This window comes from Rhodococcus sp. NPDC057529 (genome assembly GCF_042802055.1).
In the GTDB taxonomy this organism is placed as follows: domain Bacteria; phylum Actinomycetota; class Actinomycetes; order Mycobacteriales; family Mycobacteriaceae; genus Rhodococcus_F.
This window is the reverse complement of the sequence record NZ_JBHVEY010000046.1, coordinates 13,825-31,190: the sequence shown is the minus strand read 5'-3', so window position 1 is coordinate 31,190 and position 17,366 is coordinate 13,825. Positions and strand designations below refer to the sequence as shown.

The window sequence follows — 17,366 nt, the reverse complement described above, 5'->3', positions numbered from 1 at the left end:
GATCGGCTCGAGCTACGACCTGTGTCATGGCTTCCTCGATCACGCTGGGCTTTCCTTGCGATCTGAGCTCACTCAATTACCGAAAGATCATTAATCTACCTTTGCTCACTGTTTGCAGACAGTCGTTGAACAGAAAAGTATCAGGTTCGATCGTGTTCGCTCGACCGGATCGGGAGAGAGAGTTCCATCGTGCGCGCCCACACCCGGAGGGGTGACTGCTATCCATCATTCGTGTGAATGACAGGCAGCGTCACTGCAGCTGAGATCCCCTACCCCCGATCGAACGATCGCGAATCGCTGTGTCGAATTGCCTGGAGGTTCGGCACCGCACCCGTAGGGGCGGCGGAACAGGGCCTGCGGGCACTCGTAGCCGGTGACGTGACAGAAGTCAGGCCACGATGCAGGCTTTGCGCGCTGCACGGAGCCAGTCCGGGAATTCGCTCAGCAACCGGCTGTACAGCTCTGCATCAGTGATCTTCGAGATGTCGTCGACACTGAAGAATCCGGCGTTGTCGACAACCCGCCCTTTGAGGGTGTCGAGCTTTTCCAGAATCCCGTAGTCGGCGTGGCCGATTCCGACGAACTGCCAGAACGCGGGAAGGGTGGCGGCTCGCTTCATCAGGGCGGTGATGGGACCCTTCTTATGGAATCCGCCATCGGTGAAGAACAACACCAGTGTCGGCATGGACGCCCCAGGCATGAGCGAGGACATGATCTCTTTCATGATCGGCAGTTCGTCGTTGTAGCCGCCGATCTCTGCGTAGTCGATTCCGCCATGGGTGCCGTTGAGATGCAGATATGTGGCGGACCAACTGTCGACCTCGTGGACGGCGATGTCGGGAAGGCGCGCGAAGCTGGCGCCATATAGATACGGTTCGAGCTTGCCGTCGTCATCGACCTGTACCGCGACCGGAACCATCCGCTCCACGACCTCGTTGATGCGCTTACTCCGGTATTCGGCTTGCATGCTTCCGGTCTTGTCGATCACGAGGATTACGCGGGCACGCACCCCGGAAGCGCCCTTGTCGAGCAGGATCTTCGCGACCTCTCGTTTACGCAGGTCCAGCTTCTGCCGCTTCTCAAGCGAAAGCTTCGCTTCATCGGCCACCGTCCGGACACCGAGCCGATCCGACTGAGTCTGCTGGGGTGCCTGCGGTGGGACCTGCGGCTGCGCGTGTGTCGTTGGCTCATCCGAGATCTCGACACCATGGTGGTTGACGAGGGCATGCAGGCCGGTATCCCAGCCAGCGGAGACGTTCCGAACTTTCCATGTGTTGTTGCGGCGGTATACCTCGAGCAGGATCGCCGCCCGCTCCGTGGTCAACCCGAGCGCTCGCGCGGTGACGCGTCGACCGGTCGGCTGCTCAACCGTGACACCAAGGTTCTCCACTGCCGACAGGATCCCCGCTGCCTTCTCGTCGAGCGCTACCGCGATCGAGAATTTCACGACGCTGTCGGGGACAGCGCGGAAGTCGATCGTGATGCGGTCGGCCGCGACCAGCCGCACCGCGCCCTCCGGCGACGCCGGCTGGTTGAAGAAGATGAAGTCGTCGTCGGAGCGCACCCGCTGATCATCGCCGAGTTGGAAGGCCAACAAGTCGATGGCGCCGCCCTGTCGGACGCCGGAGATGGACAGCGTCACGGATCCGCCATCCAGGGTCGTGTTTTCACCGCGGGCAAGCTCTGACATGAGATCCGGCCGGATGGCCGATTCCTTTCTGCTGGGACCACGGCGCATGGTCTGAGGGGAGGTCTAACTATGGTGCGGCGGGCGCGGGCGGAGCGGTTTATGAGGTGGGAAATCACTGTTCGTAACGCTTCGTCATCTGCAAGATATACAGACAACGTGAATATGCTCTGGTAGCACTTAACCTAACCCAATCGAGACAATAATCTGCTCGTCTGAGTAAGTCCGGCAACCGATCACGGGCTGATAGTACGTGCTCGGCTACCAGACGGTGAGTTCCTCTCGCGTGTCCGAATCCTCACGATCTATGGTGAGCGTGCTCGAACACTCGAGCGGGGTCGCCAAATGAAGCGCACCCCCATCCATCCGTGAAAGGATCCCCATGGGCGTCACTCTTGCCAAAGGCGGCAACGTATCCCTCGACAAGCAGGCGCCGAACCTTACCGCCGTGGCGGTGGGACTCGGCTGGGATGCGCGGTCCACCACCGGCGCCGACTTCGACCTGGACGCGAGCGCACTCGCAACCGGTGACAACAAGAAGGTCCTGTCGGACGACCACTTCGTGTTCTACAACAACCTGCGCTCCCCCGACGGCTCGATCGAGCACACCGGCGACAACCTCACCGGCGACGGTGACGGCGACGACGAGGTCATCAACGTCGACCTGCAGGCCGTGCCGCCGAACGTCACCAACATCTTCTTCCCCGTCTCCATCCACGACGCTGTCACGCGGGGACAGAACTTCGGTCAGGTCACCAACGCCTATATCCGCGTCGTCGACCGCGCCACCGGCAGCGAACTGGTCCGCTACGACCTCTCCGAGGACGCATCCAGCGAAACCGCAATGACCTTCGGTGAGCTCTACCGGCACAACGGCGAATGGAAGTTCCGCGCCATCGGCCAGGGCTACGCATCCGGCCTGGCCGGTATCGCCCGCGATTACGGCGTCAACGTCTGACGATTGTCCCCAACGGGCACGATCACATCACAACCCGTTCCACTGCTGGGAGGGGCTCATGTGACTTACGTGAGCCCCTCACCCAGCGCGTGTTCCCCTGCAGTAGCCACCCTGCATGCCCACTAGAGAAAGGCCACGCTTCGTGGTTCTGCGAATATTCGGCTGGTCCTTCGCGGTTACAATCGTCGCGTTGATCGTCGCCGCCATCTACGGTGGACCCCAGGCCGTCCTCCTCGTGCTGATCCTCTCGATCCTCGAGATCTCGCTGTCCTTCGACAACGCCGTCATCAACGCCACCGTCCTACGCCGCATGAGCGAGTTCTGGCAGAAGATCTTCCTCACCGTCGGCATCATCATCGCGGTATTCGGCATGCGCCTCGTCTTCCCCCTCGTCATCGTCTGGCTGGCCTCCGGCCTCGGCCCCGTCGCCGCCCTCGACCTTGCCCTCAACCCGCCCGCCGACGGCGCCGCGTACTTCCCCGACGGCAGCGCCAGCTACGAAACCCTGCTCACCGACGCGCACCCGCAGATCGCGGCGTTCGGCGGCATGTTCCTGCTGATGCTGTTCCTCGGCTTCATCCTCGAAGAACGCGAGATCACCTGGCTGTCCTGGCTGGAGAAGCCCCTCGCCCGCGCGGGCAAGCTCGACCAGCTGGCCGTCATCCTCGCCGGAGTCCTGCTGCTGATCACCGCCGCCTACATCGCCCCCGACGATACGGTCTCCACGGTCATGATCGCCGGCGTCCTCGGCATGATCACCTACATCGCCGTCAACGGTCTCGGTGAACTGTTCAACACCCCCGAGGAAGAAGGCGACGAGGATTCCGAGACCACCAGATCTTCAGGACCCACTCAACTCGCGAAGGCCACCGGTAAAGCCGGGTTCCTCCTGTTCCTGTACCTCGAGGTCCTCGACGCGTCGTTCTCCTTCGACGGTGTGATCGGCGCGTTCGCGATCACGTCCGACCCGATCATCATCGCCCTCGGCCTCGGCTTCGTCGGCGCGATGTTCGTCCGTTCCATCACCGTGTTCCTCGTCCGCAAGGGCACGCTCTCGGACTACGTGTACCTCGAGCACGGCGCCCACTGGGCGATCGGCGCACTGGCCCTGATCCTGCTGGTCTCCATCGGCTACCACGTCAACGAGAACGTCACCGGCCTCGTCGGTGTCGCCCTCATCGGCGCCGCGTTCATCTCCAGCATCATCCGCAATCGCCGCAACCCCGAGCCAGTCGTCGCCGACGACCACGACGACGAGACCGAGTCTGTCCCCGTCGGCTGACCGGACCCGAGATCAAGGAGCCACACATGGCGATCGACTACACCAGACCAACGAACGGGGCACCCCAGGGCGGCGTGAACCTGAGCAAGGTCACGCTGTCGAAGGCTGCCCCGACCGTGAGCCTCGCCAAAGCCGGTGAGCAGCAGGGTGCGATGCGGGTCAACCTGAACTGGTCGACCGGTGCTCCGCCGCCGAAGAAGGGCTTCTTCGCCAAGTTGGCGGCTGCGGCCGCACCGGCCGGTGGAGTCGATCTCGACCTCGGCTGCCTCTACGAACTCGCCGACGGATCCAAAGGCGTTGTCCAGGCACTGGGTAATAGTTTCGGCGCCCTGAACACCCAGCCGTTCATCCAGCTCGACGGCGACGACCGCACCGGCACCAACGTCGGCGGCGAAAACATGCGAATCAACCTCGCCCGCCCGGAAATGTTCCGGCGAATCCTGGTGTTCGCGATGATCTACGAAGGCGCACCGAACTGGGCGGCTGTCGACGGTGTCGTCACCCTCTACCCCACGTCGGGTCCCCAGGTGGAGGTGCGGTTGGACTCACCGAGCAACAACGCACCGATCTGCGCCATCGCCTTGGTGCAGAACACCGGCCGCGAGATCACCGTCACCCGTGAGGTCCGGTACATCAACGGCAGCCAAGACGAACTCGACCGCGCCTACGGGTGGGGCCTGAACTGGACTCCCGGAAGCAAATAGAGCTCCCGAACACCGGCAGAAACGGGGCGGGTGCCGTGGACAGTCACACTGACCACGGCACCCGCCCTGCGGTTGGAGAGGAACACCATGCAACTGCGCAAGGGGCAGAACTGTGCACTCCCCGCGTCCAGTGCCACAGTGACCTGTCGATGGAGACCCGTCCCTGACGCCGACGCCGACCTGTCCGCGCTCCTACTCACCGCGGGGAAGGTCCGCAGTGACGCCGACTTCGTGTTCTACAACCATCCGCACTCCCTCGACGGTGCGATCTGCCACGACGGAAAGCGGGAAGCCGGCGGTCTGGTCGAAGACCGGATCAGCGTCGACCTGCACGCCTGCGATTCGCAGGTGGACAGCATCGCCTTTGCACTCAGCATCGACGCCGAACCCCCACGCACACTCGCCGTTCTCGGGATAGTCACAATTGGCATCCGCGACACGGGTGAAGGTGAGCTCGCCACGTTCAGCATCGACGACCTCGTCTCCGAAACAGCCGCCATCACAGTTGAGCTCTACCGCCGCGACGGTGCCTGGAAGATCCGCGCGATCGGGCAGGGCTATCATGACGGGCTCGCCGGTCTCGCCCGCGACTTCGGAGTCACCGTCGACGAACCCGACCCCGATTCGCGCACTATCGAACCCGCTCCCCACCCCACCGATCCAGGCCTACCCCAGATCGACTGGACCAACCCGCCGGTCCCCGCCGGATACGAACTGTAGGAGGCCACCATGGGATTCCGTATCCGCAAGAGCATCCAGATCGTGCCCGGAGTGCGGATGAACATCAGCCGCAGCGGGATTGGCTACTCGGTCGGCGGCAAGGGTGTTCGCGTGACCAAGCACGCCAACGGTCGGGTAAGCCGAACCGTCTCGATCCCCGGCACCGGGATCTCACACCAGCAGACTTTGCGCGGATCGACATCAGTACAGCGAACCCGGACCGCCCAACGATCGTCGACGAGAACCGCTCAGCCCACACCCCCACTGCTATCGCCGCCGAAACCGGCAAAGCCCGGCATACTCTCGCCCGCGTGGGAAAAGGATCTCTTCACACTTCTGAAGTCACGCCAACCCTACGACTTCATGGCGGTCGCCCGCACGCACGGCCGAGCCGCCCCACACGCCCGCCTGCTCGCGGCGATCCTCGAAGGCCTGCTGCATTTCGAGTTGGGCCGCGACAACCCTCAGGCCCAAGAACGGGCCCGCTACCTACTGGGCTGGGCTGCCGCGCAGGATGCGACCCGGCCGCTCCTAGACTTCGTCCTCGAGTATCTTTCCGATCGGACATGGCCGGTCGAGATCATGCCCGCCGTCACCGCGCAGTTGCGGATCGTCGACGATGTGGTGCTGCTCGCGGTCGCCGAACTTCACCAGTCCGCCGGCGATCTCCCCGCCGCCATCTGGAGTGCGGAGCAAGCCCGCCCGACCACCCACGCAGCCCTGTCCCTCGCCGATCTCTACAGCGCCGCCAGCCGGCACCAGGATGTCATCGACCTGACCAACGACGTCACCAACGCCGACGACACCACGGCCCTGCTCCTGGGACTGCGCGGGCGGGCCTTCGCCCAACTCGGGTTCAACGACGCAGCCCGGGAGGTCTTCAAGGAGGCGCTGCGGGTGCGTAGTCGCAGCGCGGCGATCCGGCATCGTGTTCTCCTCGAACGCGCCCAGGTCGACCTCACGCAGAATCGAAAAGCGGCGGCCCGCAGAGGTATCGAGAAGGTCCTCGCCGAGGATCCCTCCTATCCGGGGCTGTCGGACGCGCTCACCGCCCTGAACTGAGCCGGCACTGCCTGCGGGGCGTGGACGTGCCGTGTTCGGCGATGGAAGCCAGCGCCGCAGGGGGTCGCGAACGCGCTCGCGGACCAGAACCCGAACACCCGACTCGACGTCCCCGACCCGAACCGCGGGCATCGGATCGTCACCATGGCGACGGCACCGCGCACAGCACGTCACCCCTGAGGAAACTGACGGAACTACCCGAAACCCACCGGACGGGAGGGCACGATCCGGCGCTGCGCCTCGGCATACTCGCAGTACCGACGAGACGCGGGAACCCACAGCGCCGCTACCGCCACGATGCCGCTGAGGACGGTCATCACCACGATGGGGCCACCCAGCAGACCGAACAACGAGATCACGGCGAGGACGGTGCCAGCGATGCGAGGCCATGGCCGACCTCGGAACACCGCAACCCCGAAGACGGCATAGGTGGCGGCAAAGATTACCGACAGCACGACAACAACCCACATCAGTCCGGCCGCCGTCCCGTCGACGTACCCGCTCCCGAACTCGGCTGCCCTACCGGTCGTATCGACCGAGAGAAGTCTGTTCGCCCTCCGCTGGACACCGAGAATCGAGAAAACTTCCGACACGCCGGACACCGCGGTGAGAACGGACGCCAGCATCAGCGCAGCAGACGCAAGGTAGATCGATGGTGGCTTGCCCACCCTCGGCGGCGGTGGGGGTACCGCCGATGCAATCGAGTGGAGGAACGGGTTGTCGTTCGGGTACAACGCCCCATTGGGTGCTGTCTCGGAGGCGCCACCCGCCGCTCCTCCGCCAAGGAACCAGGGGTCATCAGGTTGATGCACTGTCAGAACTCCTCTTCAGGGGGTCGCCCCGCCGCTACAGGACCCCGTGCTCGGCGAGCACCCATCGGACCGGATCCAGGCACCGGAACGGCGAGATGCCGTTCTGATGCAACCGTTCACCGACCGGGGACGCTCCGAGCGCGGAGACAGCGAAGAACCTGTTCCGGTACTGCTGCCCGGTGACCGGGTTCTCCATCGCCTGCAGCATCGGACCGGCGTCCAACCGCTGCAGCAGGCTCCGCACCTCCTCGTGCAGCAACTGGCCGTCCTCCTCCGCGTAGGGTGCCTGATCGAGGCTCGCATCGCGCGAGAACGCCGCACCCGCATTGGACATGATCTGGCTCCATTGCCCACCCTGGACTTCTTCCAGGGCTTGCAGTGCGTCGAACTTGGACAGAACTACGGCAACGCGAGGGGTTCCGTACCCCAACATGTTCATCACTGTGCGCAGCACGATCTTCGGATCGCCGCCGCGGTTGGCTTGCACCGGAACCAGATCGCGAAGTTGGTCGCCGATCTCCTCGACACGGAGCGGATCGAACAGGAACAGGATGGCATCGGCGACCTGAAAGAACTGCCACGAGTGACCGTCGGTGTTGCCCGACTCCAGGTCTTCGCCCGCGACGTCACGGATGACGAGGAACCGGCGTACCTCGTTCCACACACCGAGGCTGAAGATCAATGGCTCACGCTGATACGAATCGCCGGTGTTCGTCGACGGAGTCGACACCAGAATCCCGCGCTCCTCGAATAGCGGGTTCTCGTAGTTCGTCCGGTAGTTGTAGTCCGTTTCCGGGGTGGCAGGCTCGACCGCTCTGTTCATCCGTTCGGCCAGCAGCTGCAGCTGTTTGATCATCACCGCGATGTACACGGTCTTCCCGGTTGCGCGGGCACCGGCCATCGCGATGCACGTCGCCTGCCCCCATCGCCACTGCGGCGGAAGGACGTAATGGCAAATGGGGCAGACCTCGACCGCGGCGCCGCCGAGCTGCGTCTCCGGGTAGTTCGGCGGCGGCGTCCAGTCCGGTGCCGCATCCGCGGGCTTCTGCAGATCGCAGGTCTTGCCGGCGACCACCGGCGCCCCGGTGAACGCGGTCGCCCGTTCATCCGGTTCGGTGCGTTGCGGGGCAGCCTCCGTCCACGCGAACCATTCGTGGGTGAGTGTGTTGAAACACCGTGGGCATTTCGTCATGACATTGTTCCCGACAGCCGCCCATTGTGGTGCGCCAGGGGGCGTAGCGCGGCCGCGACGACCTCGTCGACGATCTGCGGGTTCCCGAGCAGGAACCCGGTCGTGTCCGTGCCGCTCGGCGCGGGCGGAACCACGGCGCCGACGAAGCCGGGAGCGGACAACGCGGCACGAGACGGCGACACGACGACGGTCACCGCGAGCGGATCGTTTCTGCCGGCCGCGGCCTGCGAGGCCGAGTCGGTGATGGACACGGTCAGCCGACGTACACCCGATGCCGGTGTGGCGGTGGCAACTGACGAGTCGAACCCGACACCGAACTTCGCGGTCAGGAGGGCCTGCTGGGTTCGCGTCGCCAGTTCGGTCACGTCGACGGCCGGCAAGCCGATGATCTGATGCCCAATCAGCGATACCCGCGGCACCTCATCCGCGGACACCACCGATGAGATGCCGGCGACGATGTCCATGATCGCGTGGACGCTGCCGCCGCGAACAGTTCCGAGCATCGAGAGACTGGTATCGATGCGCACATCGATACCGGTCTGATGCTCGTCGGGGACCTGGTCCACCCCCAAGACGGCGCGGGCCGCGGCGCGGGCCCGAGACGCCAGGGGCCCCAACGGGACTTCGGGATCTTCGAGCCGGGTGGTGACGGCAAGTCGATCGCCGTCCGGGCCGATCGTGGCGAGCTCGAGGTAGCTGAGCCCGGACACATCCCGTGCCGTCAACTGCGCGCGATCGGGATCCGGGTCCTGTGCGCTGTCGACAGCGACGGAGACATGGATGGTCGTGCCGGTCGGGAACGTCGAGCGCCCCTCGCCCGGAACGGCCACGATCAAGGTTTCGTGTTGCACGCGCGGCAGGATCAGCAGTACCGGGCTGTGCACGATGGCGCTCGGATCAGCGTTTCCATCCATGCGGGCGCTAAGCGCAGCCGAACCTGGCTCCCCCACCACGGCCATCGACACGGCGAGCGGGCGGCGCGGGAGGTGCGCCCGGCTCTTGCCATCCAGAACATGGGTCACCATGAGGTTGATTCCTCTCGCTGAGCTGTCGGCCTGTGCGCATTTCCGTCACACACAGTGCGGCGGATCGTCATTGGACCCATGTGTTCTGCCTTTCGGTGGATCCGATTCCCCATTTCGAGAGCCATTGCGCCGCGACCGGCTCATAGCCGAGAATCGTTGCCTCGCCACGGGCCGCGGACATGTTCCGCACGTCGGACCAGATGGCGTCGCGGATCTCGGCGGGAGTTCGGGGCCCGGCGTATCTGCCGCTCTGCACCAGTCTCTCCGTGACATCGTCCAACCACAGCGGCCCCTGCGAGTGTCCGTGCGGGTTCGTGCCGATCACCCCGATAAAATGCGAGTCGTCGATCTGAGCGGCGGGCGGGGTCAGGGAAATCAGGATGGCCTGCGCGACGATCCAGTCGATGCTCAACGCACCGCCGGCCACGAGTTCGGTAACGGCAGGGACGATGTCACTCGCGTGGGTGGCGAACAGCGACTCGACGTGGCGGGCCGATTCTCCGGCGCCCACCCAGGGCAACCCCATGGATTGGGCGGCGATGACGAGCACACACACATTGATCGCGACGTCGACAGGGATCGAATCCTCGCTCAAAAGATCGAATTCGGGGAGCATCACTTCGAGATGGGTGTGTACCAGCGATTCCAGCGCGGTCTGATCGATGACCGCCCAGTCCCGGATCCCACGAATCGACGCAGCGGCGACTGCGATCCGATCCGGACCGGCAACCGACGACTGATCGGACAGAACGCCACCATCCCGCGCCACACAGTTGATCAGATCGACCAGATCCGAGTCGTATTCGCACCGCAGCAGCAGATCCGCCGCCACACCGGGGGGAACACGGTCACCGAACTCACCGAACAGTGCCACCACATCCGTGATGGTCAGCGCCGCAACTCGGGTCAGCGTCACCAGTTCTGTATGCGCAGCCGCCTCGGTCCGCTGATCGGCACGCAACAGGTGACGCACAGCCGATTCCGCATACGGAAGAACGCGCTCTCGTTCCGGGACTGTGCCATCGCCCGAGACGAGGACCGCATGAACATACTCGGCAAACAGCACGCTCTCGGCTTCGCCGGCATCGGCATCCTCCGGGCCCGCGGCCTCTCGCGGGAACAGCCACCGCAGCACCGGAATGCTCAGCCTGCCCCCGAAATCGCCGAAACTCATGTTGGGCGCCGCCTCGACCACGGGGCGCACCACATCCCGAAGCGTGCCCACAGAAAGCTCGCCGACACGGGCAACGAACGCACCCCCGCGCACATCATCGAACAACACATCCACCCGTGCGCGCTCGAGCACTTCGGACAACATGTCCTGCACCTGTGTGGCCAACGGACTCGACGACAACGTCACCATCGCGAGCCCGGCGACCCGCAGCGCGCGAAACAGCAACTCCTCGGACCCGGCCTCATCGACGTCAGGGCGCCGCGCGGACTCCAGCAAACCCCGGACGGCGGTGTCAAATACACCAGTGACCTCATCGGAGCACTGCGGAACCAACTGCGGCGGAACCACCGGTGGAACGGCAGGGCCGAACAGCCATTCCTCGTCCTCGAGAGCACGTTCAAAATAATGAACCGCGGCCATCGACGCATACGCATTCCGCACGTCCAACTGCATCAGCAGCCGCCACGCCTCGCCGGCCCGTCTCGGTGCCGCTGAACGATAGATCCCGCGCACCTGATCGAGAAGCCTCGGCGTTTCCTGCACGTGGCGGGGCGAATCCTCGAGGATGACCTTGATGGCCTCCTGGTGACCATCGCTCACCGCCGCGGTGGACGCCACGGCCATCGCCAGCGGCCACATCGGCGACAACCCGACATCGCCCACCTCGTGAGCGATATCGTCCTGCTGAGCCAGCACCTGCTCGGCCGTACCCGCGTCGATCAGGATCGACTGCGCAAGCATCGACCACGGCGAGACCGCGACCGTCGTATACCCGTCCCTGGCGACGTGCGGTTCCGCCCCAAGCATCCCCAGGCTCGGTTCCTCGTACTCGTCGATCACCACAAACGACGGATCCGCCTTCAGACCGTCACGTTCCGATACCGGCACCGCAATCAGATGAAGCCCCCGCCGGATGTCCTCGGCCACGGAATGCGCCCTGTCGTGCGTGGACCACGCGAACCGCCGGGCGGAACCAGGTGACATGAAGTAACTCACGGCGCCGATCCACATCACCGCGGTGTCCGCTTCGCTGACCGTCAGCACCACCGACGGACCACCAGACATCGCCGCGGCAACCGCATCGAGAAGCACCTGAAAAAGGCCGACACGGAACACCGTGGGATCGTCCAGGAACGCGATCACCTGCGACCGCGTCACCGGCCCGTCCGGCACCGGCACTCGCGCCTGCGCAAGCGAGGACTCCAGCACGGCCCGGGCACCGTACGGTGTCAGCCACCCTGACCACTTCCACAGCTCGACCGGTCGCAGCGGCGACGTCGACACGCCGACATCCCGATCCAGCACGACGTGCGCAAACACGTTGCCGGGGCGCCCGGATCCATCCAACCCGGCATCGACCGTGTGCCAATACGCGGCACCACCTTCGACCGCCGTGTACATCAACCGGGCGGGCCGTCCGTCGATATCCGCCGGCGTCGGGAACCGCGGCAGCGGCGGCTCGAGGTCAAATCGAGTGGAAATCCATGCCGTCAGCACCGAACGCTCTCGGTCGGACAGGTCACCGGCGGCGCTCTTGACCTGCCACCCACCGCCGGACCCGGATCCGTCGTCGAACGAGGTGTACGTCAGCTCGCCGAACCGGCTCCGGGCGGCGACGCTGTCCGGATACCCGATCGGGTCGGGGAGAACAGAGCTCATGCCGACGACCCCGAACCCGGAGCCAGCTTCAGGGTGGAGACCGCGGGGTCGAGCATCGCGAATCTCCTGGCACCGAGCTGGGCACGATTCGAGTCGACGAACAGCCGCACATACCCCGAGTGACCTGTCAGGTCCGCCTTCCAGCCCGTGTCGGCCCAGCCCTTCGACAATCGGGGCAGGACGCATTGCATGACCGGTCGATCCTCGCCGGCACCGCGCAGCGGCACACTGTTGCCGTCGCGGGAGCTGAGCGGCAGGCGATCCCGATTGAACACCAGCACCAGCGGCGGGGGCGACTCCACATCCTCGGCGCAGAACACATGGAGCGAGACCCAGGACGACGCGCCGGGACTGTCGTCGCGCCGCAGCATGTACGCCATTCGCACGAGCCCGTTGTACTCGATGGACGTCACCGTTCCGGCGATCTGCTCACCTCGGGAGAACGCAATCGGTACAAGGTGAACCGAGCACCCGCCGGCGGGAAGGGTCGATCGAAGCGACAGCCCCCCGTCCCGCCGGTACTGGCGCGCGGAAATTTCGTCCGCATCGGCGCTGGGTGAGACCTGATCGAAGGGCAGCCCCATCGGTCCGATGTAGGCGAGGACCGCGGCCGCCGACTTGGGCCAGCCGAAGGTGACGATCTGCTTGTTGCATCGTTCGATGATTCGCGCGTTGCTGACCGGGGCGATCGGCCGGGTCTGGACCGTGGTGGTGCCGACCCGTGCGGTGCCGTTCAGCAGGGTGACAGGCGTCAGATACGCGCGATCCCACCCGCTCGGCCACGGAACGCCCACCATCCGCGAGGTGCGGCCCTCGCCGGCCACTGCGGGATGCGCCAGTCGGGTCTCCTCGGTCAGCCCCTGAGGTCCCAGCGACGCCTCGGGCACTTCGGTGTCCTGCAATCCGGCGTCCGGCGGAAACTCAGTGCGGTAGATGACGACGCGCCCCGCCGACGGATCGGTCCAGATCAGGTCGAAATACAGGATGTCGCCGACATCCTCGGACTGCACCGTCAGGTCGTCGACCGATTCCAGCACCACCGAGACCAAGATTTCGCCCTGCGCCGGTTGCGACAGCCGGGTGCCGCCGTTGACGACGACCTCCGACATCGCCCGGTAGAGGTATCGGGCGCCACGCTCGACGTCGCGGTCCACGAACCCCGTGAGATTGGGTTGCCCGGAGCAAATTTCGTTGCGCGGGTCGTGCACCACCGGCGACCCGGTCCCGAGCGGGATCCGGTGGATCCGCACCGCCTGGGTTCCCGACCAGACGTTCCATTGGCCGATCACCCTGCCCTCGTCCTCGGTGAGCACGAAATCGGCTACGGGGCTCACGATCTCGCCGTGGGCGATCAGGATGGGTTGCCGTTTGCGGGCATCGTCGACGTCGGCTCCCGCGTGACACCAGACCTGCAGGTTTCGGACTGCCGATGCGAAGAACCGTGCGTCCTCCCATGTCGTCTCGACGGTGACACCGACGAGGTCACCGGCTTCGGGCTTGTGTGGGACGGACCCTTCACCGGAGATGATGCGGTACAGGGTGACCGCCGTGCCGGACATGTGGGGAGCCCAGGAGAAATTGTATCCGTCCGCGGTCTTCGTGAATTTCAGGTCGGTCGGGACGATGTCGGTCTCGCCGTACTCGTATTCGCAGAAGTCTTCGGTGATGAGGCGATCCAACACTCCCGTAGTTGACGAGGCACCCGGGGTCTCCGTCGCGGCAGGTGTTGGCCCGGTATCGGCGGCCCCATGGGTGGGAGCGGTCCCGGTCGGGGCCGGCTCACCGCTCGGCTGAGCGAAGGACCTGAGGATCGCTGCGATCTCTTCGGCCAGCGCGGTTGCCGGACCTCGCAGTTGACGGCGGACCTGCTCGACCGAGGTGTGGCCGTACTTGACCAGATTGTGAAACGTGGCGTCTTTGATGGTTTCCGCGTACTCGACACCGTTCGCGATCTGCAGGGCACGCCACGCGAACAGGGCGTCGATCGGCGTCCGCACCGGTTCCGGCTCGACCTCGGGAGCAGGCTCGGGGGTCGGGGTCGGGGTCGGGGTCGGGGTCGGGGTCGGGGTCGGGGCAGCAGGGGCAGGGGCAGGGGGCTGGCGACGAACCGGGCCACTCGTCGGGATCAGCAGGTCGTCCGGGAGGTGGCGGACAACCTCGAAAGGATCCATCCCAAACTTGATCTGATGCAGGATATGCACGATCGTGTCGGCCCAGTCGACCGCCGCCGCTGACGGCGACTCGGACCGCCACGTGTCCTGACTCGCCGCGATCCCTCGCACCTCGTCCTCGGTGGGCACGGCGAAGCCGAGACCACCAGCTGCACGGGACCATTCCAACAACGCGGTCTCTCGCCGGACCTGCTTATCGCTCGCCATGTCAGAACCTGAAACCCTCTTCTGCCCGCGGTGGTTCAAAACTGTCGAGCCCCGCCGATCCGGACGGTGCACGGCCACCCGCATGCGCGGTCGGGAACTGCGGCACCTCCCATCCGCTGACCGGTACATCGACCCCCGCGGTCTGCACCAACTGAAGGTTGTCGACCGACAAACCATCGCTGAACTGCGTGACGACACTGACCGATCCGATGCCGGCGTAGGAGCGGGTCCGCACGTCGTCCTTCACTGCGGTGAGTCCCCCGGTGGTCGCCGAATCGGTCAACATCCCTCGATCGAAATGGTCCGCCCGGCCACCCGGGCGTTCCTCCCCGACCCCCGCCATGAAGTCGTCGATCGATGCCGACCTGGTCATGCCGTCGACCTCGACAGCTACGGTTCCCACCAGGGAACGAACCAGCTCCGACTTCGGGCCCAAGAGGTTGGCGCGAGCCTTGTCCCACATCACGGCAGCGCCAGTGGACGTCAGGGTCCCGTCGAACAGCGTCGACGACCACCGCTCGAGCGGCGAGCCCGATCCACTCCCCGCTTCCGACCACAGCATCGCGGGATTCGCCGCGATGTCGCGGCCGTCGATCCCCAGCGACGTGCCCGCGCTACCGAGCAGACGCTCCCATGACGACGTCAGCCAACCCATGCCGAACAGGTCTTGCCGCAGGTACTCCGCCGCGGTCGAGACCTCCTCAGCGTGCGGCGATGCGTACCCGATCGCGGTGTTCTTCGGCAGACCCCAGGCGATTCGGCCGTCGTGCGAGATGCGGACGTCATCCGGTCCCAGCGGTTCGGCGAGGAACGCGCCGAGCGCCCGGCTCCACACCAGGTACTGGCTGTACGCGCCGGCGAGACGATCGAGGTCACGCAGCCCACTGCGAAGATTGGCCTGGTCCACCTCCAGATCGGCGATCCCCTTCTTGCGCTTGTTCAACTGCTGGAACAGCTCTTGCTGGCTCCGCATGAAAACGATCACTAACCCGGCGATCCACAGCACGATCGCCGTCAGGATTACCAGAGCGCCCTGCCACCACACCAACCAGTCCTGCGCAATGGCCACCGCCGACACCGCAATGACCAACACCAGCACCACGAACGTGATCTGCGCCCACCGCGCAAGGGTTGTATGACGCCGACTACCCTCGACCGGCTCGTCACTCGCTGCTCGCAGCCGGGCCAGCAGCTCCCGAACCTCTTGGAACGTCGCGTGGAACTGTCCCGCGATACGCTGGCCGACCACGGCACCGAAACTGTTGGAGCCCCGCCGCTGCCACTCATCGAGTGCGGCGCCCGTCCGCCGGGCCTCCAAACCGATGTTGGGGTCCTGATCCAGAGTTCCGAGCTTGTCCCGGAGCTCACGAATACCCAGCGTGTCGGTGGCGTCGACGCTGTGGGTTCCCACCGTCGCTGCCACGATTCCCGGGATCTGGTCGAACCGCTCGGACGGACCCGGCACCGCATCGGAGGCACGTCGGAGGATTCCTCGACTGGCACCCACCTGTACCGGAGGAAGATCCGCCGATCGTGCACCGGCGTCCGCGAGCGTCAGGGCCGCTCGACTGTAGTCCTGCCACAGATCGGACAGGTCCACCCGTGCCGCATGATGCTGTTCGTCCCCAGGTGAATCCAAGGTTCCACCGAGTTGCTCGGAGGCGTAACCGATTTCGGACCAGCTTGCCCGATCACCCTGCGATGTCCGGCCCTTGACCACAACCTCGTACGCAGACGGCGCGGCCCCGAACACCGTTGCGTGCACCGCATTCGCCACGCCCGTGGACACGCTGTTCACCACTCGCGCGTACCACGCCGACGGCGCGTTGCGCAGTGCCGCCCACAGGAACGAGAAGAACATGCGCAGCGCTTCCCAGAAACCGACCCGCTGCGAATCGACCACCTCGTACGCCAACCGCGGGCCCCGAAGCACACTGGCATGTTTGCGCCACAGCGCGTCCGCCATCGATCGGGTGGCCAGCGAGACGTCGTTGATATAGGTCACCGGGGCACCGTTCTCGCGGGGCAGCGGAAAACCACCCTCCTGCGCGAGGATCTTGCTCCGCAGCGAATCCTCCGCCACCGCCGTGTCGAGACGCCGATAAAACGACCGGGCCAAACGCACCAGGTGACCGGGAAGGACCGGCTTGTCATCGAGCGGGGCGTGCTCGACATCGCTCCACAGACCGGTCACGCCGGCCACCACCGGAGCCGCGAACCTGCCCAGATCGGCAGGGCCCGTGGCGGGACCGAGTGCCACATGTCCCATGCCCGGACCATGTGCGTCCTCGGGCGCAATAAGCACGTTGTGCCAACCATCGAGTGCACACACCGCGTCGGGCATGGGGACACTACCCGGGCGGGCGAGGAGAAGCCGGACACGGACGATGCGCGCGCCGCCGGAGGTCGAGGTCGCCAACTCCGCGATTCGTCGTTCCACGGTTGTGTCCAGCGGCGCTTCTCCGCCGATCACGGGGACGAGAACACCGAGCCGGAGCACATCGATGCGGCGTGCGGACACGACATCCTGCAGTGTCGTGTCGTATTCGGTGCCCGACTCGACCCGCACGGCCTCGACCGGGTTCTTGGTCGCCCCGTCGCCGTCGATCCAGATGAACGGTTCGATCAACCGTGCAGCCGACAAATCCTTCAGGACGTCCTTGACCCCCTCCGCGATGCCGCGGGGTGCCAGGAACACGGTCAGTTCGGACAT

General features: G+C 65.3%; 12 protein-coding genes and 1 pseudogene. 6 read left to right on the top strand and 7 right to left on the bottom strand.

What is annotated here, in order from left to right:
• Positions 1 to 388 precede the first annotated feature (388 nt).
• Positions 389 to 1,690 carry a VWA domain-containing protein gene (locus tag ACFU5V_RS41860; protein ID WP_378707154.1) on the bottom strand — a complete coding sequence of 434 codons (1,302 nt, stop codon included), beginning with the start codon at positions 1,688 to 1,690 and terminating at the stop codon, positions 389 to 391.
• Between the two features lie 379 nt (positions 1,691 to 2,069).
• On the opposite strand from ACFU5V_RS41860, the gene ACFU5V_RS41855 reads away from it, so the two are divergent.
• The 6 genes and pseudogenes from ACFU5V_RS41855 (at position 2,070) to ACFU5V_RS41830 (ending at position 6,413) form a co-directional block, all read left to right on the top strand.
• Positions 2,070 to 2,645, top strand: coding sequence for a TerD family protein (locus ACFU5V_RS41855; protein ID WP_061043390.1), 576 nt, complete (start codon positions 2,070 to 2,072; stop codon positions 2,643 to 2,645).
• A 142-nt stretch (positions 2,646 to 2,787) separates the two neighbouring features.
• Positions 2,788 to 3,927, top strand: coding sequence for a DUF475 domain-containing protein (locus ACFU5V_RS41850; RefSeq protein ID WP_378707152.1), 1,140 nt, complete (start codon positions 2,788 to 2,790; stop codon positions 3,925 to 3,927).
• A gap of 26 nt (positions 3,928 to 3,953) precedes the next feature.
• Positions 3,954 to 4,631: a tellurium resistance protein gene (locus ACFU5V_RS41845; RefSeq protein WP_378707150.1), complete on the top strand. Its 678-nt coding sequence runs from the start codon at positions 3,954 to 3,956 to the stop codon at positions 4,629 to 4,631.
• An 87-nt stretch (positions 4,632 to 4,718) separates the two neighbouring features.
• Positions 4,719 to 5,351: a TerD family protein gene (locus ACFU5V_RS41840; protein WP_378707148.1), complete on the top strand. Its 633-nt coding sequence runs from the start codon at positions 4,719 to 4,721 to the stop codon at positions 5,349 to 5,351.
• A 9-nt stretch (positions 5,352 to 5,360) separates the two neighbouring features.
• A pseudogene (locus tag ACFU5V_RS41835) lies at positions 5,361 to 5,513 on the top strand (DUF4236 domain-containing protein); the annotation flags it as partial.
• A gap of 201 nt (positions 5,514 to 5,714) precedes the next feature.
• The gene (locus ACFU5V_RS41830; protein ID WP_378707156.1) at positions 5,715 to 6,413 is read left to right on the top strand and encodes a hypothetical protein; all 699 of its coding nucleotides are present in this window, start codon (positions 5,715 to 5,717) and stop codon (positions 6,411 to 6,413) included.
• A gap of 194 nt (positions 6,414 to 6,607) precedes the next feature.
• Here the strand turns inward: ACFU5V_RS41830 and ACFU5V_RS41825 are convergent, their stop codons facing one another.
• From ACFU5V_RS41825 to ACFU5V_RS41800, 6 genes are all read right to left on the bottom strand, one after another.
• On the bottom strand, positions 6,608 to 7,039 hold the full coding sequence (locus ACFU5V_RS41825; RefSeq protein WP_378707146.1) for a hypothetical protein: 432 nt from the start codon (positions 7,037 to 7,039) through the stop codon (positions 6,608 to 6,610).
• Between the two features lie 220 nt (positions 7,040 to 7,259).
• Complete coding sequence (locus ACFU5V_RS41820) at positions 7,260 to 8,417, bottom strand: hypothetical protein (protein ID WP_378707144.1); 1,158 nt, start codon at positions 8,415 to 8,417, stop codon at positions 7,260 to 7,262.
• The gene (locus ACFU5V_RS41815; RefSeq protein WP_378707142.1) at positions 8,414 to 9,442 is read right to left on the bottom strand and encodes a hypothetical protein; all 1,029 of its coding nucleotides are present in this window, start codon (positions 9,440 to 9,442) and stop codon (positions 8,414 to 8,416) included. Before ACFU5V_RS41815 ends, ACFU5V_RS41820 begins: the two co-directional genes overlap by 4 nt.
• Positions 9,443 to 9,509: 67 nt before the next feature.
• On the bottom strand, positions 9,510 to 12,275 hold the full coding sequence (locus ACFU5V_RS41810; protein WP_378707140.1) for a hypothetical protein: 2,766 nt from the start codon (positions 12,273 to 12,275) through the stop codon (positions 9,510 to 9,512).
• Entirely contained in the window at positions 12,272 to 14,653 is a 2,382-nt protein-coding gene (locus ACFU5V_RS41805) for a hypothetical protein (RefSeq protein WP_378707138.1), read from the bottom strand. Before ACFU5V_RS41805 ends, ACFU5V_RS41810 begins: the two co-directional genes overlap by 4 nt.
• A 1-nt stretch (position 14,654) precedes the next feature.
• Positions 14,655 to 17,366, bottom strand: coding sequence for a hypothetical protein (locus tag ACFU5V_RS41800; RefSeq protein ID WP_378707136.1), 2,712 nt, complete (start codon positions 17,364 to 17,366; stop codon positions 14,655 to 14,657).